This is a genomic window from Maribacter aurantiacus (assembly GCF_005780245.1).
Taxonomy (GTDB): domain Bacteria; phylum Bacteroidota; class Bacteroidia; order Flavobacteriales; family Flavobacteriaceae; genus Maribacter; species Maribacter flavus.
Genome location: NZ_VBUK01000006.1, coordinates 107,349 through 127,943 on the forward strand (window position 1 = coordinate 107,349; position 20,595 = coordinate 127,943).

Annotated in this window: 19 protein-coding genes and 1 tRNA gene; 15 read left to right on the forward strand and 5 right to left on the reverse strand. The window is 40.5% G+C overall.

Annotated elements, in window-relative coordinates; all coding sequences use genetic code 11:
* Positions 1–26: 26 nt before the first annotated feature.
* The gene (locus tag FEK29_RS11420; protein ID WP_138258569.1) at positions 27–428 is read right to left on the reverse strand and encodes a response regulator; all 402 of its coding nucleotides are present in this window, start codon (positions 426–428) and stop codon (positions 27–29) included.
* A 302-nt stretch (positions 429–730) separates the two neighbouring features.
* Between FEK29_RS11420 and FEK29_RS11425 the strand changes: the two genes are divergently transcribed.
* The 11 genes from FEK29_RS11425 to FEK29_RS11475 all read left to right on the forward strand — a co-directional run bounded on the left by FEK29_RS11425 (position 731) and on the right by FEK29_RS11475 (position 11,567).
* A complete protein-coding gene (locus FEK29_RS11425; RefSeq protein WP_240042737.1) occupies positions 731–2,197 on the forward strand; it encodes a sensor histidine kinase in 1,467 nt (488 codons plus the stop codon).
* Positions 2,198–2,376: 179 nt separating this feature from the next.
* The gene (locus FEK29_RS11430) at positions 2,377–4,149 is read left to right on the forward strand and encodes a helix-turn-helix domain-containing protein (protein WP_138258571.1); all 1,773 of its coding nucleotides are present in this window, start codon (positions 2,377–2,379) and stop codon (positions 4,147–4,149) included.
* Between the two features lie 100 nt (positions 4,150–4,249).
* Positions 4,250–5,329, forward strand: coding sequence for a serine hydrolase domain-containing protein (locus FEK29_RS11435; protein ID WP_138258572.1), 1,080 nt, complete (start codon positions 4,250–4,252; stop codon positions 5,327–5,329).
* A gap of 21 nt (positions 5,330–5,350) precedes the next feature.
* Positions 5,351–5,809, forward strand: coding sequence for a hypothetical protein (locus tag FEK29_RS11440; RefSeq protein WP_138258573.1), 459 nt, complete (start codon positions 5,351–5,353; stop codon positions 5,807–5,809).
* A gap of 25 nt (positions 5,810–5,834) precedes the next feature.
* A complete protein-coding gene (locus FEK29_RS11445) occupies positions 5,835–6,698 on the forward strand; it encodes an SDR family oxidoreductase (RefSeq protein ID WP_138258574.1) in 864 nt (287 codons plus the stop codon).
* 5 nt (positions 6,699–6,703) lie between these two features.
* Positions 6,704–7,090: a hypothetical protein gene (locus FEK29_RS11450; protein ID WP_138258575.1), complete on the forward strand. Its 387-nt coding sequence runs from the start codon at positions 6,704–6,706 to the stop codon at positions 7,088–7,090.
* Positions 7,087–7,704 (forward strand): CatB-related O-acetyltransferase, encoded by a 618-nt coding sequence (locus FEK29_RS11455; RefSeq protein WP_138258576.1) that lies wholly within the window; start codon positions 7,087–7,089, stop codon positions 7,702–7,704. The genes FEK29_RS11450 and FEK29_RS11455 overlap by 4 nt, the downstream gene beginning before the upstream one ends.
* Positions 7,705–7,919: 215 nt before the next feature.
* Positions 7,920–8,564, forward strand: coding sequence for a hypothetical protein (locus tag FEK29_RS11460; RefSeq protein WP_138258577.1), 645 nt, complete (start codon positions 7,920–7,922; stop codon positions 8,562–8,564).
* Positions 8,565–8,655: 91 nt separating this feature from the next.
* A complete protein-coding gene (locus tag FEK29_RS11465; protein ID WP_138258578.1) occupies positions 8,656–9,615 on the forward strand; it encodes an alpha/beta fold hydrolase in 960 nt (319 codons plus the stop codon).
* Positions 9,616–9,777: 162 nt separating this feature from the next.
* Positions 9,778–10,383: a hypothetical protein gene (locus FEK29_RS11470; RefSeq protein WP_138258579.1), complete on the forward strand. Its 606-nt coding sequence runs from the start codon at positions 9,778–9,780 to the stop codon at positions 10,381–10,383.
* Between the two features lie 47 nt (positions 10,384–10,430).
* Positions 10,431–11,567: a serine hydrolase domain-containing protein gene (locus FEK29_RS11475; RefSeq protein ID WP_138258580.1), complete on the forward strand. Its 1,137-nt coding sequence runs from the start codon at positions 10,431–10,433 to the stop codon at positions 11,565–11,567.
* Between the two features lie 74 nt (positions 11,568–11,641).
* Here the strand turns inward: FEK29_RS11475 and FEK29_RS11480 are convergent, their stop codons facing one another.
* Positions 11,642–12,592, reverse strand: coding sequence for a DUF4382 domain-containing protein (locus tag FEK29_RS11480; protein ID WP_138258581.1), 951 nt, complete (start codon positions 12,590–12,592; stop codon positions 11,642–11,644).
* Positions 12,593–12,955: 363 nt separating this feature from the next.
* On the opposite strand from FEK29_RS11480, the gene FEK29_RS11485 reads away from it, so the two are divergent.
* The gene (locus FEK29_RS11485) at positions 12,956–13,756 is read left to right on the forward strand and encodes a membrane metalloprotease (RefSeq protein ID WP_138258582.1); all 801 of its coding nucleotides are present in this window, start codon (positions 12,956–12,958) and stop codon (positions 13,754–13,756) included.
* Between the two features lie 627 nt (positions 13,757–14,383).
* On the opposite strand, the gene FEK29_RS11490 is transcribed toward FEK29_RS11485, so the two are convergent.
* The 3 genes from FEK29_RS11490 to FEK29_RS11500 form a co-directional block, all read right to left on the reverse strand.
* Positions 14,384–14,457, reverse strand: a tRNA-Pro gene (locus tag FEK29_RS11490).
* Positions 14,458–14,820: 363 nt separating this feature from the next.
* Entirely contained in the window at positions 14,821–15,735 is a 915-nt protein-coding gene (locus tag FEK29_RS11495) for an alpha/beta hydrolase (RefSeq protein ID WP_138258583.1), read from the reverse strand.
* 19 nt (positions 15,736–15,754) lie between these two features.
* A complete protein-coding gene (locus FEK29_RS11500; protein ID WP_138258584.1) occupies positions 15,755–16,468 on the reverse strand; it encodes a M15 family metallopeptidase in 714 nt (237 codons plus the stop codon).
* Positions 16,469–16,610: 142 nt separating this feature from the next.
* Between FEK29_RS11500 and FEK29_RS11505 the strand changes: the two genes are divergently transcribed.
* Genes FEK29_RS11505 through FEK29_RS11515 form a run of 3 tightly spaced genes read left to right on the forward strand, consistent with a single transcriptional unit; the run spans position 16,611 to position 20,594 of the window.
* Entirely contained in the window at positions 16,611–17,732 is a 1,122-nt protein-coding gene (locus tag FEK29_RS11505; protein ID WP_138258585.1) for a glycoside hydrolase family 130 protein, read from the forward strand.
* Positions 17,733–17,787: 55 nt separating this feature from the next.
* A complete protein-coding gene (locus FEK29_RS11510) occupies positions 17,788–19,566 on the forward strand; it encodes an arylsulfatase (RefSeq protein ID WP_138258586.1) in 1,779 nt (592 codons plus the stop codon).
* Positions 19,567–19,604: 38 nt separating this feature from the next.
* Positions 19,605–20,594: a sugar phosphate isomerase/epimerase family protein gene (locus FEK29_RS11515; protein ID WP_138258587.1), complete on the forward strand. Its 990-nt coding sequence runs from the start codon at positions 19,605–19,607 to the stop codon at positions 20,592–20,594.
* Position 20,595: the final 1 nt, after the last annotated feature.

Below are 20,595 nucleotides of genomic sequence, written 5' to 3' on the forward strand. Positions count from 1 at the left end.
ATTTTGTTGTGAAATGGTCTTTTTAACTAGGCTTTCACCAATTCATTGATGTCCCAATACTCCAGAACGCGCTTAAGTTTATGCTCGTAATCCTCGTATTTTAAGGGCTTGATGACGTAACCGGCGATACCGATCTTATAGCATTCCAACAAATCGACCCTGTTCTCGGATGTTGTGAGAACGATTGTTGGAAGGTAACGTAACTTATCATCCTCTTTAAGGATATTAAGAAACTCTATACCGCTCATTCTAGGCATGTTCAGATCCAACAAAATGATATCTGGCAACCTGTTTTCAGAATTAAGAAACTCCAGCGCCGCCTCTCCATTTTTTGCTTGGGTTATTTTATGATTTACCTCTAGCTTACTCACGGTGCGCTCCAACTTCATGATTTCTATTGTATCATCCTCAATTAGTAAAATGTGCATAAGTTTATGTTTAGAGTAACGAACAAATTTCTTGTTAAGATACCATATTTATGAATCACTATCGGCGGATTACTTTTTAATGTAGACGAATGGTAAATTACCTAAGATAAAGGAATTGAAATAATTTCAGAATATTTATTCAACGGAATATTCCAACACCTTAAAATTAAGTTTAATTAATTTATACTAGGAAGAATGACAGAAGTTGGACAAAACCCTATGCACTCCAGACTCCAAAAAAATTGTGTGAATTATCCAAATATTCTATATTAAAACCAATTAGTTAAACAGGTATGGATTCCATGGAGGTACGGTATATCTCAACAATCGTTTTTACGGCCATCTTTAGTGTTTTTGGGATATATCATCTACTCTCATTCCTTGTTTTAAAGCATAGAATCCTACTTTATTATGCGATACTGATATTTGGTTTGACCCTCCATTGGAGCCTGTATCTTTTCATTGAAGGTCGTTTTGGTCCGAACATCGCTAATATCGCTTATCATGCCTCGTTGGTTACCGCCATGTTGACCACCTTTGGTCTATTGAAGTTTACCGAGAATTATTTGAATATTGATAAGGAGGGAAATCCACGGCTGTTCAAAATTTATAATCTTCTGATCCTCTTGGTCATTGTCATTCCCGTTTTGCACATTCTGAACATACTAACGGTAATAAATCCTTTACTCTCTGAAATACTAGAGCTACTTGCCGCATGTACCGCACTGGTTACCTTGATATTAAACATAGTATCGGGATTTCTTTTGTTCAAAACAAAGAAGTTCAACACCTATTATTTGTATGCTAATACTCCTCTATTGATTTCGGGTGTTTTATATGTAGTTACTTGGTTTTTGATGAATCATTTTCCTATAAACACAGGATTCATAGTATTGGTAAGTGCTATCCTGATCACATTACAATTGATCTTATTTTCAATACTGATAGGCTTCAAGTTCAAGTTTTTGGAAGATGAGAACATCAAGATGCAGGTAGCGGCCAACGAACTTTTAAAAATTGAGGTCGACAAACAAACCGAAAACCTTCAAATTGCCAAACAAAAATTGGAGGACCAAAACGGAGAGTTGGTCAAAGTAAATAAACTAAAAAACAAATTATTCTCCCTGATTACCCATGATGTTAGGGCTCCCTTAATAAATCTAGGACAGATGGTTGACATTATTGAAAGTGAATTTGTCAATGAGGACATGAAAAAATTAACGGGTAAGCTAAAAAGCGATATTTCATATAAAATAACTATGGTCAACGGCCTATTGCAGTGGTCCTATAATCAATTGGAAGGGGTACAATTAAATAAGGAGAAATGTGATTTACAATCGATTTTTTCCACCATCAAAAAAGAGTTCGAGAAAATGGCCATGGATAAACAAATTGATATTTCGCTGGATACAGGTTGTGAGACCCTGCTTATTGACAAAAATATGCTTTTGGTGGTTCTTAGAAACTTGACCTCGAACGCAATCAAGTTTAGTGAGAACGGACAAAAAGTGGTGATTTGGTCCAATTGTTTTTCTGGGGCCATTGAAGTGGGAGTTAAGGATTTTGGGGTTGGAATGGATATGGATTGGTATGAAAATCTGGAACAACGAGATGCCCCAAAGACAAGTTTGGGAACCGATGGAGAAAAAGGAACCGGCTTTGGCCTTATCATTGCAAAGGATTTTACCGAGATGAACGGCGGTACATTGCGCTGCGAGAGTACCAAGGGTGCCGGAACGAACTTTATCATGCGGTTTGTAAAGGAATAGGAGCCGTCCAACCAATTCATATACCCATCCAAAATCGCAAGAATTTTTGTAGTATAGAGTTTTAGTTGAAAAATAAAATATTAAGTTTATCCTTATGTTTTGTGTTTGAACCCTGGCAAGTGGCTATATTGATTTCTTTTGTATTTCCTCTTTGAGATGCCACCTTGCTTACCTAATTAATGAGTAGTAAGCAGTCCATAGCAGTTTTACCTTTTGTCAATATGAGCAACGATATTGAGAACGAGTATTTCTGTGATGGAATTACGGAGGAGATTATAAATGCACTTACCAAAATCGATCAGCTCAAAGTAATTGCACGAACCTCTTCATTTGCCTTTAAGGGAAAAGACATCGATATACGCAAAATAGGTGGGCAATTGGGCGTAGATACCATTCTTGAAGGGAGTATCAAAAAGTCCGACAAAAGGGTCAGGATTACGGCACAGCTCATTGAAGTTGCCCAAGGTACCCATTATTGGTCCAAAAAATTTGACCGTGAATTAATCGATATTTTTGACTTGGAGGATGAGATCAGTCTAGCGATTGCGGACGAGGTCCGCAACAATTTTGGACATTTCGAAGTTCAGGAGCATTTGATCAATCAACCAACAAACAATATTGATGCCTATCAATTATTTTTAAAAGGAAGATCATTACAATTAAAATGGACCCCGGAAAGCCTTAACGAGGCCATAACCTATTATGATCAGGCCATTGCATTGGATAAAAATTATGCGAAAGCCTATTATGCCAATTTGCAATGCTACGGATTATTGGCCATGTGGGGGTATATGCCCTACCAAGAAGCTATGGATTTGGCCATTGACAATCTTTTGATCGCCAAAGAAATAGACACTTCCTTGCCAGAATATCCGTTGTCTTTTGTTGGTAAGTTTTTTTGGGAGGAATGGGATTTTAAAAATGCGTACATCCATATCAATAAAGTCTTGGCCATTAATCCGAATCACATCGATGGTTTGGAAGCTATGGCGGAACTCTTCATTGCCCTCGGCTTTTTTGACGAGGCCTTAGTATATGCCAACAAACTTTTGGATGTAGACCCGCTTTCGGCAAACAATCATTACACTTTTGCCCATATCTGCTATTATCAAGGTCAATTTGACAAAGCCTTGGAAGGTGTAAACTATGCCTTAACTATTAATCCGGAATTGGCCTTAGCGCATCATTTAAAGTGTTTTTGTTTGATATGGCTAAACCAAGAACAGCAGTTTGAAAAATTTATAAAAGAAACGCCACTAGTCCAAGAGAAAAAATTGTTGTTCCAACTTATCAATGAAAAGCCTGTTGAAGTCCCGAAGGAAATTGTATCACGATGGACAGCTAGTGAAAGCAACGAAACCATGCTTGTTCCCTACGACCTTTATATATTGAGTAATTCCAACCATAAAGCGCTGGGTTTTTCCCGTTTGCAGGAAATGATCGACCGCAGGCGTGGCCAAATCATCAATTACAGGCAAGAACCTTTTTTGAAACCCTTACACGGAATGGTAGGTTTTTCGGATTTGCACCATTCCAACCTGTACCTTTCGGATATTGCATCCCCCGTGGAAGAGGAAGAAAAATCGACACCTACTATATTAGATGCTTCCCAAATAGCGGCCTTAAAAGAGGAACTGCTTACCTATTTTGAGGAAGAGGAACCTTTTCTGAATCCGCAATTGAGTTTAAAATTCGTGGCCGATGTCCTAGGGTTCAACACCAATAAAATATCCTACCTGATCAATACCGCCTTTGATCTAAATTTTAATGACTTTGTGAATTCATACCGACTAAAACGCTTTAAATCCATTGCCCTGGACCCCAAAAACTCACATTTGACCATTCTTGGATTGGCCTATGATAGCGGGTTCAATTCCAAAAGTGTGTTCAATACCTACTTTAAAAAAATAGAGGGGATAACCCCTAGGGCTTGGATGAAGACCAATTCATGATTCATCTTCCTTAGTTCGTTTCAGATTATAATTCAGAACGATTGATTTGTACTTACCGTCAATCTTTGCATCAAAATTATAAATCAAAAAACGAACAATTATGACAACTTTACACAAATTCTTACTACCTTTTATAGTAGCCACTGTACTAATATTTACATCGTGTTCTAAAGAAGACGATACAATTTCACCCAATCCCAACGAAACCACCATTGAAACTGTCCTCACCGATATCGGGTTTCAAGGCTATGCCATTGTAACCAAAAACGGGAAGGACTTGGTACGCCAGGGTTTTGGATGGGCCAATCAAGACACGGAACTGCCCCAAGGTGATAACCTAGGGTACCGAATAGGTTCGGTTACCAAAACACTAACGGCAGCGACGGTAGTGCAATTGAAACGTGATGGGTTGATCCAAAGCTTTGATCAAACCTTGGATGAATTTGATACCGAATTCCCGAATGGTGATCAAATTACCATTGCACAGTTACTATCCCATCAATCCGGTATACCGGAGTATCAATTACTGGCTGAAGGTGCTTACGAACAAGGGGAAACCTTGGATGAAGGCACTATTTATGATCTTATCAAAGAATTGATCCTTGAAAATGGACTCGAGTTTACACCAGGGTCCAACAAAGAGTATTGCAACTCAAACTATCTCATTGCAGCCTTGTTGGTCGAGCAGGTATCAGGGATGCCCTATCACGAATATGTGCAGCAGAAAATTTTCAATCCGTTAGGGATGTCAGAATCCTACAAAGGGAGGGATGAGATTGACAGCGATACCCATGCACAGGGTTATTTGGACGGAAGTCCTAACAGTTCGTATCCTATGGACATCCCTTTTGGGGCAGGCTATTTCAGTAGTACGCCAAGCGATATGGAAACTTGGACAAATGCCGTAAAAACGGATTGGTTTACCGAAGCTGAAAGGTCGGAAATACTTGCCAAAGATGTTCCAAGTGGCTATGTGGATTTTGGCTTGGGATGGTTTACCACACAAGAGGGCAGTACCACCATGTACTGGCACGGTGGCGATATTAATGGCTATTGGAGTATGATCGGTTTTATACCGGAATATGATGCTACGATTGTACTGTTAAGTAATCAGCAAGACGATACGGGAACGCAGCGCAACACCATTATAGAACACCTATTGACCACAGCGTTTAATTAAAAACATTTCAATTATAGAGACATGAAAAAATTAGTAGTATTATTGGCCTTGTACGTATTTTGTACAAATCCAGTTTTTAGTCAGCAAGACTATGAAGTTAAGGTCATAACAAGTGTAGAATCTATTGTTTCCAGCGGATTGGGCCGATCACGTATGCTTTCTTCCAACGATGATAGGGACTACAAAGAGTTCACTTCTGAGCAAACAGAAGACGACAATACCCGGAATACCTCAAAGAGAAAGGACATTAGGGTCAAAAACTTTGAGGAAACGAAACTGTTGAACTTTTACAATTTGGGCGGAATACGCTTTCAAAATATTGTAGCGAACGATGCCTTGATTTCATCAAAACTGACGGACATGCTTACTGAAGGTTGGGATCTGGTATTCGTAACCAGTGCCGTGGAAAGTGACGCAGGCAGAAATGACGATAATGGGATTTTTATAACCCGATATATTTTTAAAAGAAAACTGGACTGAAAAACACTTTAAATCTTTATTAGTGATGAAACATACCAACGTATTATTGGCAGGCGCTACAGGCTATTTGGGTGGTTTCTTATTGAAAGTCCTCATCGAAAGGAAAAATCAGGTTGTAGCCATTGTGCGCAATCCCGATAGCTTGCAAAATGACCATGAGAACTATTTGGAAATAAAACAGGCCCAAGTAACACGACCTGAAACCTTACGTGATATCTGTAAGGGCATTGACACCGTAATTTCTACCGTGGGCATCACCAGGCAAAAAGACGGTCTTACCTACATGGACGTGGATTATCAGGCCAATTTGAATTTGTTGGAAGAAGCTAAAAAGGCGGGTGTAAAACACTTTGTGTATGTGTCCGCCATTAACGGGGACAAACACCGCAATCTAAAAATCCTTGAAGCCAAGGAAAAGTTTGTGGATGCTTTGAAAGCTTCGGGATTGCATTATACCATCGTACGACCGAATGGTTTTTTCTCGGATATGAAGGATTTTTTAGAAATGGCGAAATCGGGACGTGTTTATTTGTTTGGTTCCGGCCATCAAAAATTCAATCCTATCCATGGCGATGACCTGGCAAGGGCCATTGTAGCTACCTTGGATGAAGGCAACAAAGAACTGTCTATTGGAGGTCCGGATGTTTTAAGCTTGAATGAAATAAGTGAACTTGCACTAAAAACCTTGAACAAACCCGTTAAAATGGTGCATTTGCCGGATTGGTCCAGAAAACTGACCATTTGGTTTTTGCGAACTTTTACCAGTGTCAAAACCTATGGACCCATCGAATTTTTTCTCACCTTAATGGCAGAGGATTGTATTGCCCCCTGTTTTGGGACCCATCATTTGGAGGATTTTTACAAGGAAGTAGTTCAAAACAATATCTGACCAAAATGAAAAAAATAAACGTTTTTGGAAGAACTGCGCTGGGTATTGTAATGGCCTACGTTCTATTTCACATACTGATTTTATTGCAACTCATCCCATCCCATGTGGTTTGGGGAGGAAAAATAATGGAACCCAAAACAATCCTAATTTTAGAATGGGTAGCGCTTTTGGTTATGTTGTTTTTAGGCAGTGTGATTCTAATGAAAACCAAAGTAATTCCCAACAAATGGCAAGAGAAAACCCTAAATAGATGGTTAATGGTGTTTTCCGTATATTTTATACTCAATACCCTTGGTAATCTGCTGGCAGAAACTATTTTTGAAAAATCGCAAGCCCTGCTTACCCTTATTTTAGCGCTAAGTTTATTTAAAATATCCAAACGTAATCCATGAAAGCTCCCGACCCAAATACTCGTTTCCCCTTACCAAACTACCAGACGCTTTGTTTTCTGAAAAACATCGTTACAAATCCGAATATCATTGTTGGGGATTATACCTATTACGATGATTTTGAAGATGTTGCCAACTTTGAAAAAAACGTCAAATACCATTTCGATTTTATTGGGGACAAGCTCATCATAGGGAAGTTCTGTATGATCGCCTCCGGTGCTACCTTTATTATGAACGGGGGCAATCATCTCACCGAAGCCGCAACGGCCTATCCTTTCGCCATATTTGGAGGTGCCTGGGAAAACGCCATGGAGGGTAAAAGCTATCCCACAAAAGGGGATACCATTATCGGCAATGATGTATGGATAGGCCACGGGGCAACGATTATGCCGGGAATACACATAGGAGATGGTGCCATTATTGCCACAAAGGCAGTGGTTACAAAAAATGTGGAACCTTACAGCATTGTGGGGGGCAATCCTGCAAAACCAATTAAAAAACGCTTCTCCCAGGCTACCATTTCCAAGTTATTGGAACTACAATGGTGGCATTGGGGTATAGAAAAAATCACCCAAAATCTAGGGAAACTCACCAGTAATCCGGAAGCGTTGTTTTAAAAACTTACATAGTATGTTCCAGACGGCTTAGCACTTTAAGTGTTAAGCCTTTTTTGTTCATCCAACTTTTCCTTTCCCGATACTAAAACCTAGAAATAGTAGGGAAAACAAAAAGGTTTGGAATCATAATTCAGGACGATGCGCCTTCCTATGTACAGTTTTTTTGCCTCATCAATTCATTACGAATCAAAAACAAAAATTTAAAACACATTACAATGAAAAAACTATTCATCATCGGTCTAACACTTTGCACGTTAAGTATTTTTTCACAGGGTAACAAGGAATCTGTATTGAGTAATGGTTCCGATTATAAGTACCGGGTGAGCTTTCCTGCCATCATCCTAGGTAATATTGGTAAAGGAGGCGAAAGAACAAATACACAACATATTGAGCTTCATGTGAAGCGCGAATTGGATTCCAAAAACATCATCGGTGTAAAATTCGCCACTTGGAGGTTGTTTCAGCCCATGGGCATACAGTGGTGGGATGGACTATTGGATAAAATAGATTCCGAAAGTGAGTTCTATCCCGGCTACCTACGTGAAACGGGTATTGGAATTTCATACCAACGCATGCTCTGGAAAGGATTGTTCGCTACGGTAGAAGTGCTACCGCAATACAAAACCTATCTAGACCTAAACAATGAAAAAATAGCCAATGGATTCAAGCTCTACACGTCTTACCATCTAGGTTATCATATTGCTTTCGGAAAAAAGAAGCGCATTTTTATTGAGCCCCAGGTCCATTTTCAAAATTGGATGTTCGATACCAATACCCCGGACGCCTTTAAACAATTGGACAATCGATGGAAATCCTATTTCCTTTTTGAACCGAATCTGTACGTTGGAATCAAATTTTAAAAATAACCCCAAAGCGATACAGTCCTCGATGGGACATCAAGTAAGACTTTGGAGTATAGTGATTTAACAACGATTTTCTAACTACTACACAATGAAATATCTATTTACAGCAATTTGTATTGTGCTATCCTGTACTTTAATCGCGCAAAGCCCTAGGCTTGATTCAAAACGTGTGGATACCACCCAATTTGTGAAAATTGGGGACAGTAAGCAATTCATCAGTATCAAAGGGAATGAAAGCAAGCCCCTTATGCTGTATTTACATGGTGGGCCTGGAGCGGCGAGCGCATCCCACAGGGAACAAATCACCCATATTCTGGAAGAACATTTCTTGGTGGTCCATTGGGACCAAAGAGGATCAGAAAAATCGACGCTCGGTAATTTAAAAGCGCCCACCCTTTCGATTATGACACAAGATGCCGAGGACATCTTTGAATATCTATTGGAAGCGTTTCATAAAGACAAAATGATAGTGGTAGCCAATTCTTGGGGAACCGTTTTAGGGTTCCATTTGGCAACAGAATATCCAAATAAAATAGCCTCATTGGTGGCCATTAGTCCCGTATTGGATAATCAAAAAAGTCAAAACACGGCCCAAGCCAAACTGTTAAAACACTACAGGGAACGGAACAATAAGAAAGCCGTTGGGCAACTTAAAGCTGTACATATACCTTATGAAAATGTTGAGGATATGGCCGTTCAATTTAAATGGATCAGTGATTACAAGGGAACTCCCATTCCAGCAAATGAATTTGTGCAATACATGAAATTCTTTAAGGAATGGGAGCCACAATGGATGCCCCTTTATAAAGAACTGTATAGCATTAACGCAATAAAGCATGGAACCCATTTTAAAATCCCCGTATATGTAATCATAGGAGAGGACGATTTAACCACCGGTTTTGAACTCACACAAAAATTTTATAAAAAACTAGAAGCACCCGAAAAGCAACTGTTTCGGCTGAAAAATGTGGGTCATCAAATACCGATGTACAAATCCGTAGAAATGCAAAACTTGATATATAATGTCTTGGCGAAGGCAAACAAGTAATCAATCCAAAGTAAAAGGAATAGTTAGGTTTCAAATTATAATTCAAGACGATTTGCTTGAATAGGTATCCCAACTTTGTAACATCAATATAAAACAATCAAAAAACGAACAATCATGAAATTAAAGATTCACGAATACCTATTAAAATTAAATAACAAAGGCATGAGTAAAACAATTAAAGAACAAATTTTACCTAAAATGGCTTGTGTAGCCTTTGCATTCGTATCAAGTATAACGTATGCACAAAACACACATTCTGTAACAACAACACAGAGGGACGGTTTCTTCTTAGAATTCCAAGTAGGCGGAGGTATCATCGGTATAGAAGATAGTGCTGGTAATCAAACGTTTGACAAAGCCCAGGGAACGTTTGTTTTTCCAGATGTAAAGTTTGGCCATATGTTGAACGACAATCTCGCCATTACCGTCTCTTTACCGGGAAACATATACGAATTTCAGGACAATGACAGACATTTTGGAGGCTTTATACCCTCCCTACAATATTGGGTAAAAGACCGTTGGTGGATTCATGGAGGTATAGGTTTGGCCGTAGATTCACCAGCACTCTACGACATTAAGGACAACGAAAACGATGATTGGAATTTTGGATGTGCCGTGATGGCCAGTACGGGCTATGAGATCTACAAAAAGAATAATTTTGCACTGAATGTTCAGTCCAAGCTAGTACTGGGCAGGGTTTTTTTAGCAGGAGATGCGCATAGGGACGCAGTAAGCCTTAACATCGGGCTAGGGTTCAGTTGGTTCTAATAAGGGACTATTTTAAATGGAGTATCTTACATAACGAAAGCAATACAATGAAAAATAAGGTAATACGAACCATAGTACTCTTTGTTTCCATATGGACTTTTGGTCAGCAGACCGGACCTCAGAAGGTTGTGGAATTATTTTCGGCCGAATTGGAAAAGGAGCCTATCAAAAGTGCTTTTCTGCACGTCTATTCAAAATCCAAAGGAATTGATATTCGGTTGGCGGAAAGTACCGTGAATTCGGAAAATGCTTTAACAATCAATACTCCATTTTATACGGCCAGCATTACCAAAATGCTCACGGCTACCGCTGTAAGCATGTTAAAGGACCAAAAGAAACTGAATTTTGAAGATAAAATCGCCCAACATCTACCAAAATCACTGATTGAAAAGCTGCACGTATTGGATGGAAATGAGTACTCAAAAGACATTACCATAGCGCATCTTCTGCAGCATACATCAGGTTTACCGGACTATTTTACGGATGACACCCTTGATGGTAGTCCCAATATCATTAATCAACTGTTAATGAATACCGATAAGATATGGTCTCCCGAGGAACTCATTGAGTTTTCAAAAGAGAAGATGGTACCCCATTTTGCCCCGGGTGAGGGTTACGATTATACGGATACGGAATATGTGCTGTTGGCACTGCTGATAGAAAAGGTAAGCGGCCTTTCCTTGAACGAATTTTTTAAACAGCATATTTTTAAGCCTTTGGGAATGAACGGTTCCTATATCAATCTAAAATCATCGCCGTTGAAAAATGAAATGGCCATGGCCGAATTTTATGCTGGCGATGCGGAGCTATCAACGCTAAAAAGTTTAAGTGCCGATTGGGGTGGAGGTGGTCTGGTCGCAACAACCCAAGATTTAACCCGATTCCTTCAGGGATTCAACAACGATGCATTGGTAAAGAAAGAAACCCGTCAGGACATGCAGCAATGGGTGTATGAAACCGTTGGAATGGATTACGGTTACGGACTTAGAAGAGTATCCTTTAAAGAGCTTTATAATAATGATTCAAATTTAGAAGTAATCGGCCACACGGGTAGTACCGCCTCCTTTTTATGGTACTGCCCGCAATTGGACACCTATGTATCAGGCACTTTAAATCAATTGGAAGCTTCAAAGGGAGCGCTAAATTTGGTGTATGAAATACTTAAATTAATCCAATTAGAATGACATTATAGGTAATAAGCATTAGCCCCTTGCAATACAAGGGGCTAAAAACATAAATGATGAAACACTAAATTTGATTATTTCGTACCAGTTATCGTAACATTGGCACTTAGCTGAATAGCAGAAGTTACGGAGAGGGCCCCGAGATTAAGTCCAGTCGTCGATTCCACTTGCAAAAGTGAGTTAAAGCTAACCACGTCACCTTCCTCTTTATATGAGGCAAAGACCAGCTCATATTCACCTTCAGCCAAGAAATTCAGGCTGTATTCATTGTTCAGTCCACTTACTTCAGAACTGGTAACAGCATTTGCGAAAGTTACGTTGCTATCTCCCTTCCCATTTGTTTCCACTTCGGCATTAAATGCTCCTTTCTCATAGGCATATACAATAATTTTATCGGAGGTATTTTGGACATCGTTGGCAATTCCGGAAATCATTCCCGTAGTTTCCTTGTTAAGAGTACGTATACCTGCTGACAGCTCTGCCATTGTGACAAATTCAAAATTATTGGATACGGTTCCCTGTTCTTCCTTTATGGTCTTTCTTAGGTCAAAATCTATAATTATCTCATTGGTATTGGAGGCAAATATTTCATAAGAATCAGTGATACTTATTTTGTTGGAAGCGGCCTCCAGTTTATCCTTTTCTCCATTGACCATCTCTACATAACAGCCTGGGGCATTCCCCGAGGCATCCATATCATAGTCCAACTCCAATTCAATATTGGAATAAGAACCTGCTTCTAACTGCAAGTTTCCTAAAGTTTTAGTCTGTCCATTGACCAAAGCGGCCAAATCGAAGGTTGTTTTGTTAAAACCCTCTAAGGAGGTACCATCTACCTTAATGTCAGAAACCGTAACAAAGACCGCCTCAACATTGGCGTTATCGATTGGTGCATCAGTAATCATGAAAGTAGTTTCATAAGATTCAGCACCCATCTCCGAACCCCCATTATCATCCTTACTGCACGAAGTCATGAGGAATATGGTTGTTAATGCGATCGTTACTGTTTTTAAATGATTTTTCATGTCTATTAATTTTTATGATTTGGACCTATATAACATCCGAAAGTGAATTTTCCCTATATAAAAAGTGTTAAAATTTTTCAAAATAAGCCTTACGCCACTATTCGAATTACTTAATCATTTGTTCTTTAATCCGTTAAGCCATTTAACTATTTTGGGCCTAAAATTCCTCTTTTCGAATTAGAATTTTTTAGACAAGCCAAATCCACAATAAGGAAAGATGCCAATATGTGCCAATAACACTATAAATATTAGCGGCCATCTTTCTTTTTCCTTTGTGAATTGTTTTAGAAATACAATTTCAGTACATGAATCACGTTTTATTTATGTCGACTATTTGTTTGTCAAGCAAGTAATTCAATAACTATGGGAACTAAAAGTCTAAAAATTATTCTCCTATTATTCTCAGTTCTTATTTCCTGTTCAAAGGATACAGGAAATAGCACCGAAATTATTGAAGATGAGAATGGAAACCCCATCGAAGTGGACACTTCTGTAAATAAAAAAAGTGTAGGGGATTCGGCGAACGATCTTTTATCATCTGGTAGTTTTGAAAAGTTGATTTTGGAAATATTGTATGTGGGCGAACTGAACCCAACTTCTACAACTTTGGATAATTTTAAGGAATTCTTGGAAGCCCGGTTGAACAAGCCGAAAGGAATTGAAATTATTCTGCGACAAATTGAAAAGGTAGACCAAGAATTTTATTCTATACAGGACATAAGAAATTTAGAGGACACGCATCGCAGTAAATTCAATGAGAAAGGGACGATTGCGGTAAGCGGTATCTTTATAGACGGCGAGTATGACCAAAATACCGAAAACGGTTCGGTATTAGGTGTGGCTTATCGTAATACCTCATTTGTAATTTTTGAGCAGACTATAAGAGAATTTAGCAATCAACCTTTGGCTCCCAGTTTGTCCACTTTGGAAACAGTTGTGGTAAATCATGAGATGGGGCATTTACTCGGGTTAGTAAATGCTGGAACTACCATGCAGACAAATCACCAAGATATCGAGCATGGTAGGCATTGTACGAATGAAAACTGTCTCATGTTCTGGACAGCCGAAACAGGAGAAGGATTGCTTAACATGTTGACCGGAGGTTCCGTTCCACCGCTGGATGCGCTTTGCATTTCGGACTTGCAGGCAAATGGTGGAAAGTGATAAATCAATTATCCTATTCAATAAAAAATATTTGGCTTTAGATGAACCTATTTTAAGGCCAATCCGCAGCCGACTTTTAAATAATTAGTAATCTATATTTTTTTTAGGTTGTCTAAGCTTATTTTAAATGCCTCAACATTTTTCATACTCATCCTAATTATAAATTCTATACTTTAACAAAATATACGTAGAAAATATTAGTTATTTAAAATTGAAATTTTAAAAAGTGGCAAATCAAAAGATTGATTTGGCAAGTCAAAAAAACGCTCATAGCTAATTTAGCTTTGATTTTTTTCAAGAAAGTTGGATTAAAAGAATCCCTTATACCTCCAATGACGGAAATAATAAAGTTGGAATTTTATTATTTCTAAAGAGGGCAAAGTTTTGGAGAATCCTTTTACACCGCTATTGTTGCAAATTAAAGCTTCGCTTTAATTTAGCTAAATGCGAAAGATTTTAATCTACTGGAGTAATGGATTTAGATAATCCTCAAAACCCTCATTGCAAATGACAAAGTGAAGGCTCCCGCCTTCGCACTTTTTGCTTTCAAATATTTATACCAATTTTGTTTGCGACTCCTTTGAAAGCAAAAAGTGAACTGTTTTCACAGTTCACTTTGACATTCAGTCGGGATGACAGGATTTGAACCTGCGACCACTCGACCCCCAGCCGAGTGCGCTACCGGACTGCGCTACATCCCGAAACTTCAATATAAGAACCAAACATATGTTGGCCTTGTAGTTTTAAGACCTTGCCAGAACATCCTGTAGTGCAGTTTATCCTGAGCTCGCCTGCACTGAGCGCAGACGAAGTGTCGAAGGGCTACATCCCGAAATTGGATGGCAAAAATAAAAAAGTAAAATAGATTACTCCCTATCTTTTTGCAAATTTTAAACCCAAATTATGCATTAGGACTTCGTTGTGAGGGTCCAAAATACATTAAACACAAGTGTTTTCTTAATTTTAGCATAGCACCGCTATGGTGAAATTAAGAAACAGCAAAAAGCGTGTGTTTGCAGTAGTTTGGAGCCATAATGGATTTTCTACTGCATATTTTGGGTATACTATCGTAGACTTTCTATCCATTCGAACATTCGTTCCGTCCAGCCCCTTAAGTGATTATCTTTACTTGCCAAGGAGAATCCATGGCCACCTTTCGGGTAAATATGCATGGTAGCTGAGACGCCGTTATCCCTTAAGGCTTGAAAGAACAACAAACTATTTTCAACGGGAACCGCCCCATCATCCGTGGCATGCATCAAAAAGGTTGGAGGTGTATCCGCAGAAACTTGTTTTTCATTGGAAAAGTGTCCGATCATAGCTTCGGACGGATTTTCACCAATCAAGTTTTTCTTGGACCCTCCGTGGGTCTTGCCTCCAAAAGTGATTACAGGATACCCCAAAGCCATAAAATCCGGTCTGGCACTTAGTTTATCCACTGTGTCCAAAGGCTCATACACCTTTTCATTGTAATGCGTCCCTAAGGTAGAAGCTAAATGTCCTCCTGCTGAGAATCCTATAATTCCTATTTTATCCGATTTGATATTCCAACTTTCGGCCTTACTACGCACCAAACGTATGGCGCGTTGGGCATCGATCAGGGGCACATTGTGCTTGTCCACTTGCGATACCTCGGAAGGCAATCGGTACTTAACCACAATACCGGCAATGCCTTTTCCATTTAAAAATTTCGCAATATCCGTTCCTTCCCAGTCATAGGCCAGAACCCCATAACCTCCACCCGGAAATATCAACATAGCTTCTCCCGTGGCATTGCGCTCAGAAGGCAAATACACCTCAATAGTGGGGTCTTGCACCTTACTGATAATGAGAATACCTTCTTCTCTATTAGTCTCTTTCTCCTCGCTCTTAACGTGGTTTGGTATTTTGCCGTTGGGCCAAAGGGGCATGATGGTATCCTGTGCGGAGATTGTCATACAAATTAGAACTATAACACCATAAAAAAGCTTCTTGATCATTTCCATTTTTTAAGTCAATTTATTCACAGTCCCAGGTAAAGTTGGCTATTTTATCGTTGGATGCCGATGCGAGGTTATAATGCCACCATTCCGTGCGTATGGACCAAAAGCCATGCTTTTCCATCGTTTCCTTTAAAAATTTCCGATTGACCAAAATTTCTAGGGGAAGGTCCGTAGTATCATGATAGGCCTTTTTCCCGAAAAAATCAAAATCGGTTCCCATATTCAATTCCTTCCCCTCCATATCCACCAAGGTAATATCCACTGCCCCTCCTTTATTATGAATGGAACCCTTTACCGGATTCGCCACATATTGTGGGTTGGGAACAATCTCCCACATCTTGTACTGAACGGAATTGGGCCGGTAGCAATCGTAGAACTTTATTTTTACACCTTCCTTTAAAAAGTCCTTATTAGCGGCAATTAGGGCCTTCGCGGTTTTGACCCGGGTGTAGCATTCGGCACATTTATATACCTTGGCCTTTAAGAAGTTATTTTCAGTGGCATAGCGCATGTCATAGGCAAAGTCATCACTAAAGTCGGCCAGCCTAATAAAGGTAGTATCGGCCAGACCATCAAAACTTTTTAGTCGGATTTCCTGAACTGGTGCTTCCTCGATCATGGTATCCTTTTTATGTATTTTTTCGGGGATTACTGACTCCTTTTCCTTTTTATTTCCCGACTTACAGGAAACAATCAATAGACAGAAAAGCATTCCAAAAAGGTATTTCATACTTGCAATTATTGCGCTTAAATTACATCTAATTGAGGGAACTTCCTAAAAGCTGCTCGCCTTAAAAACAGGGTTTTAAATTTTAATGCCGATTCTTGCAATTATGCGTAAATTGAAGCTTGTGAAAAATCAAACCCAAATTATGTGTTCAAGAATTTCCCTCGTTAGTATTCTAATCCTTTTTTTAGCCTGTAAAAACAAATCCGAGCCAACGGACGCACCTCAAGAAGAACCTGCTTCCATATGGCTGTTAGGTTTTGAAAAGGCCGAAAAAAATCCGATCATGATTCCCGATTCCACCTACATATTTACCGACCCAATTACCCAAAATGAGGTTCGCTGGCAAAAGGCGGATGTCTTTAATCCCGGGGCCATTGTAAAAAACGATACCGTCTATCTCCTGTTTCGGGCCGAGGATAACCCCGATGCAATCTTAGGTGGACGCACCTCAAGAATCGGGCTTGCCTATAGTACCAATGGTATTGATTTCACCAAATATCCGGAACCGGTTTTCTTTCCACAGGACGACGCATTCAAGAAATGGGATTATCCGGGGGGCATGGAAGACCCTAGGATCGTAGAAACGCCTGATGGTACGTATCTTATGTACTACACCAGTTGGAATCAGGATGTAGCCCGACTTTCGGTAGCGTCTTCAGATGATTTGAAAAATTGGACCAACCATGGCCCCATATTTCAAAGGGCCTACGACGGTAAATTCTTGGATGTTTGGAGCAAGTCGGGTTCCGTAGTGACGGAATTAACCAATGGCCGTTTAATCGCCAAAAAGTTCAATGGTAAATACCTCATGTATTGGGGAGAACTTTTTGTAAATCTTGCCGAAAGTGAAAACGGCATAGACTGGACACCCCTACTCGATGAAAATGGCGAACTCCTTCATGTATTTAAACCGACCTTGAACGAATTCGATAGTCACCTGACCGAACCTGGACCCCCTGCATTATATACAGAAAATGGGATTTTGTTGTTGTACAACGGAAAGAATCTTTCCGGCGAAGGTGCAACCGACCAATATCCAGAAGGCACCTATTGTGGCGGGCAGGTACTCTTTGATAAAGAAAACCCAACCAAGATGCTAGAACGACTGGCAATCCCTTTCATTTGCCCCAGCTTGCCCCATGAAGTCAGCGGGCAATACAAGGCCGGAACCACCTTTATACAAGGATTGGTCTATTTTAAGGACCAATGGTTTCTGTACTATGGGACGGCAGATTCCATGGTGGGATTGGCGATTAAGAAGTAGATAGAAGTTAGGGATTAGGGGTTAGGTGATAGGAGTAAGTATTAAAAATTGATGTATGCGTCCAATTATTTTTATTATCTGGTATTGCTGTTTCGGACTCTTATGGTCCTGCAAAGAACAGATTCAAGAGGCAAAAAAAAGCGATGAAGGAAGACCCAATATCGTCTTAATCATGGCCGATGACCAAGGATGGGGCGATTTGAGCTTTCATGGCAATACCAATCTGAACACTCCCAATATCGATGCCATTGCCAAAAAAGGGGTATCCTTTACCAATTTCTTCGTACAACCTGTCTGCTCCCCTACTCGAGCGGAACTTTTGACCGGAAACTATTTTACCCGACTTGGGGTGCATGATACCTCGGCAGGCGGCGAGCGAATGGACATTGGTGTACCCACGATTGCCGAAATATTAAAAAACTACGGATACAAAACCGCCGCTTTTGGAAAATGGCACAACGGCATGCAACCGCCATATAATCCCAACGCCAGAGGTTTTGATGAATTTTATGGATTCGCCTCGGGGCACTGGGGCAACTATTTTAGTCCGCTGTTGGAACACAATGGAGAATTGGTCCAAGGCAATGGTTTCTTGGCAGATGACCTAACCGATCGTGCCATTTCCTTTATTCAAACCCACAAAAATAAACCCTTCTTTGTCTATCTTCCTTTAAATACGCCCCACAGTCCCATGCAGGTTCCGGATGCGTATTGGAACCGATTCAAGGACAAAGAACTTGTGATGAACTATCAAAATCCGGAGGAGGAAGACACTCAATTTACACGGGCCGCTTTGGCCATGGTGGAAAATATCGATGCGAATGTAGGTCGGATTTCAAAGGCTTTAAAAAATCTTGCTTTGGAGGAAAACACGATTGTCGTTTATCTATCGGACAATGGCCCCAATGGATGGCGGTGGAACGGCGGATTGCGGGGCAAAAAAGGTGCTACCGATGAAGGCGGTGTTAAAACGCCCTTTTTTATCCAATGGAAGGACCATATCAAACCGGGTATCACAGTAGAAAGAATTGGTGGGTCCATCGATATCACCCCTACCCTATTGGGGTTGTTGGATATTACCGATACCGAATTTAAAGCCGATGGGATAAATTTGGCCCCGTGGATTTTCGAACCAAATTCGGACTACAAGGACCGAATTATTTACAACCACTGGGCCGGGCGCACCAGTTTAAGAACCCAACAATACCGTTTGGATGATGAAAACCGGTTGTACGATATGGTCAGCGACCCCGAACAAAAATTGGATATTGCCCAAAAACTCCCCAAAATTCGGGATTCGCTACTACAAGAAAAACTGAAATGGCTGTCAAAATACCCTCCGCTCACCAAGGAAACGGACGACCGACCCTTTACCTTGGGCCATCCCAATTTCAAGTTTACCCAACTACCCGCCAGGGATGCAATGGCAACAGGAGACATTGAGCGTAGTAACCGATTTCCCAACAACACGTTCTTTACGAATTGGACCCAGACCAAGGATTCCATTTACTGGGATGTAGAAACCTTAAAAAAAGGAAGTTATCAAGTTACCCTCTATTATACCATACCCGAGGGAAATTCGGGTGCCGAAATCCTGCTACAACAAGGAAGAAATACCTTAAGGACTACAATTTCAGAAGTATACGACCCGCCGCTCAAAGGCATGGAAAACGACCGGGTAGCCCGTATGGAATCCTATGTAAAGGATTTTAAACCGTTGAATATGGGCGTAATGGAATTGAATGCCGGTAGAATGCCGCTCGTATTAAAACTAGACCGAATAAAAAGTACAGGCCCGGATGTCCGACTTTTGCAATTTGAACGCATAGAGTGAATCCTTTTTTCTATTTTGTGCTCACTTAAACCATTTTTATGTCGACCAAGAATATTTCCCGCAGAAACCTATTGAAAACAGGTACCCTATTCGCTGTCTCGGCTTCATCGGGATGGGCCTTTGGCAATACTTTTACACAAGAAGTCGGTTGGGATGCACAGGAACCCAAACATTCGCTCCCGTTTAGGGTAAGCCTAAATACCTCGACCTTAATGGCATACCAACTTCCGGTTGATGTCCAGATTGAAAAGGTAATCGCTGCCGGTTTTGATGGAATTGAATTATGGATGCGGGATATCATGACCTATTTGGAAAAAGGGGGCACCACACAAGCCTTAAGGGAAAAATTGCAGGCCGGTAACCTGAGATTGGAAAATATCATTGGTTTTTCGGAATGGTGCAGTGATGACCCTGAAAAAAGGAAGAACGCCCTAGAACAACTTCGCAAGGAGATGACGATCATTAAGGAATTGGGCGGCGAACATATCGCGGCACCCGTTATGGGAATTTCCAAGTTGGAACCTTCTAAAATGGGCGAATATGCGGAACGCTACCGTGCCATTCTCGATTTGGAGGCGGAAACCGGGGTGATTCCCGTCCTAGAACTTTGGGGCATGGGGGCCTTGCACAAGGTGTCTGACTGTGCACAAATTATCATAGAAACAGGCCATCCAAAGGCGTCCCTACTTTTGGATTTCTATCATGTGCATCGCGGTGGAAATTCCTGGGATACGGTCGATGTACTCAACGGCGCCAAATTGCCCGTAATGCACATGAACGACTATCCCTCTGAACCCTCCTACGATAAATTAACGGATGCCGACCGTGTGTTACCCGGGGAAGGGGTCTGCCCGTACGATTCCATCGTTCCAAAACTGTATGAAGCGGGATTTAGGGGCGGATTCTCCGTGGAGCTTTTCAACAAGGGATACTGGGATTCCATGGATGCCGATACCCTGCTCAAAAAGAGTTTTGAAAGTACCGTATTGGTGCTGAGTTCAGCACTACAAAAAGCGGGACGTTACTAGC

Coding starts and splice junctions, on each gene's coding strand:
- FEK29_RS11470 (WP_138258579.1), top strand. CDS start 9,778: ATGAGTAAAACAATTAAAGAACAAATTTTACCTAAAATGGCTTGTGTA.
- FEK29_RS11455 (WP_138258576.1), top strand. CDS start 7,087: ATGAAAGCTCCCGACCCAAATACTCGTTTCCCCTTACCAAACTACCAG.
- FEK29_RS11450 (WP_138258575.1), top strand. CDS start 6,704: ATGAAAAAAATAAACGTTTTTGGAAGAACTGCGCTGGGTATTGTAATG.
- FEK29_RS11425 (WP_240042737.1), top strand. CDS start 731: ATGGAGGTACGGTATATCTCAACAATCGTTTTTACGGCCATCTTTAGT.
- FEK29_RS11445 (WP_138258574.1), top strand. CDS start 5,835: ATGAAACATACCAACGTATTATTGGCAGGCGCTACAGGCTATTTGGGT.
- FEK29_RS11480 (WP_138258581.1), bottom strand. CDS start 12,592: ATGAAAAATCATTTAAAAACAGTAACGATCGCATTAACAACCATATTC.
- FEK29_RS11515 (WP_138258587.1), top strand. CDS start 19,605: ATGTCGACCAAGAATATTTCCCGCAGAAACCTATTGAAAACAGGTACC.
- FEK29_RS11420 (WP_138258569.1), bottom strand. CDS start 428: ATGCACATTTTACTAATTGAGGATGATACAATAGAAATCATGAAGTTG.
- FEK29_RS11460 (WP_138258577.1), top strand. CDS start 7,920: ATGAAAAAACTATTCATCATCGGTCTAACACTTTGCACGTTAAGTATT.
- FEK29_RS11475 (WP_138258580.1), top strand. CDS start 10,431: ATGAAAAATAAGGTAATACGAACCATAGTACTCTTTGTTTCCATATGG.
- FEK29_RS11465 (WP_138258578.1), top strand. CDS start 8,656: ATGAAATATCTATTTACAGCAATTTGTATTGTGCTATCCTGTACTTTA.
- FEK29_RS11440 (WP_138258573.1), top strand. CDS start 5,351: ATGAAAAAATTAGTAGTATTATTGGCCTTGTACGTATTTTGTACAAAT.
- FEK29_RS11430 (WP_138258571.1), top strand. CDS start 2,377: ATGAGTAGTAAGCAGTCCATAGCAGTTTTACCTTTTGTCAATATGAGC.
- FEK29_RS11435 (WP_138258572.1), top strand. CDS start 4,250: ATGACAACTTTACACAAATTCTTACTACCTTTTATAGTAGCCACTGTA.
- FEK29_RS11485 (WP_138258582.1), top strand. CDS start 12,956: ATGGGAACTAAAAGTCTAAAAATTATTCTCCTATTATTCTCAGTTCTT.
- FEK29_RS11510 (WP_138258586.1), top strand. CDS start 17,788: ATGCGTCCAATTATTTTTATTATCTGGTATTGCTGTTTCGGACTCTTA.
- FEK29_RS11505 (WP_138258585.1), top strand. CDS start 16,611: ATGTGTTCAAGAATTTCCCTCGTTAGTATTCTAATCCTTTTTTTAGCC.
- FEK29_RS11495 (WP_138258583.1), bottom strand. CDS start 15,735: ATGATCAAGAAGCTTTTTTATGGTGTTATAGTTCTAATTTGTATGACA.
- FEK29_RS11500 (WP_138258584.1), bottom strand. CDS start 16,468: ATGAAATACCTTTTTGGAATGCTTTTCTGTCTATTGATTGTTTCCTGT.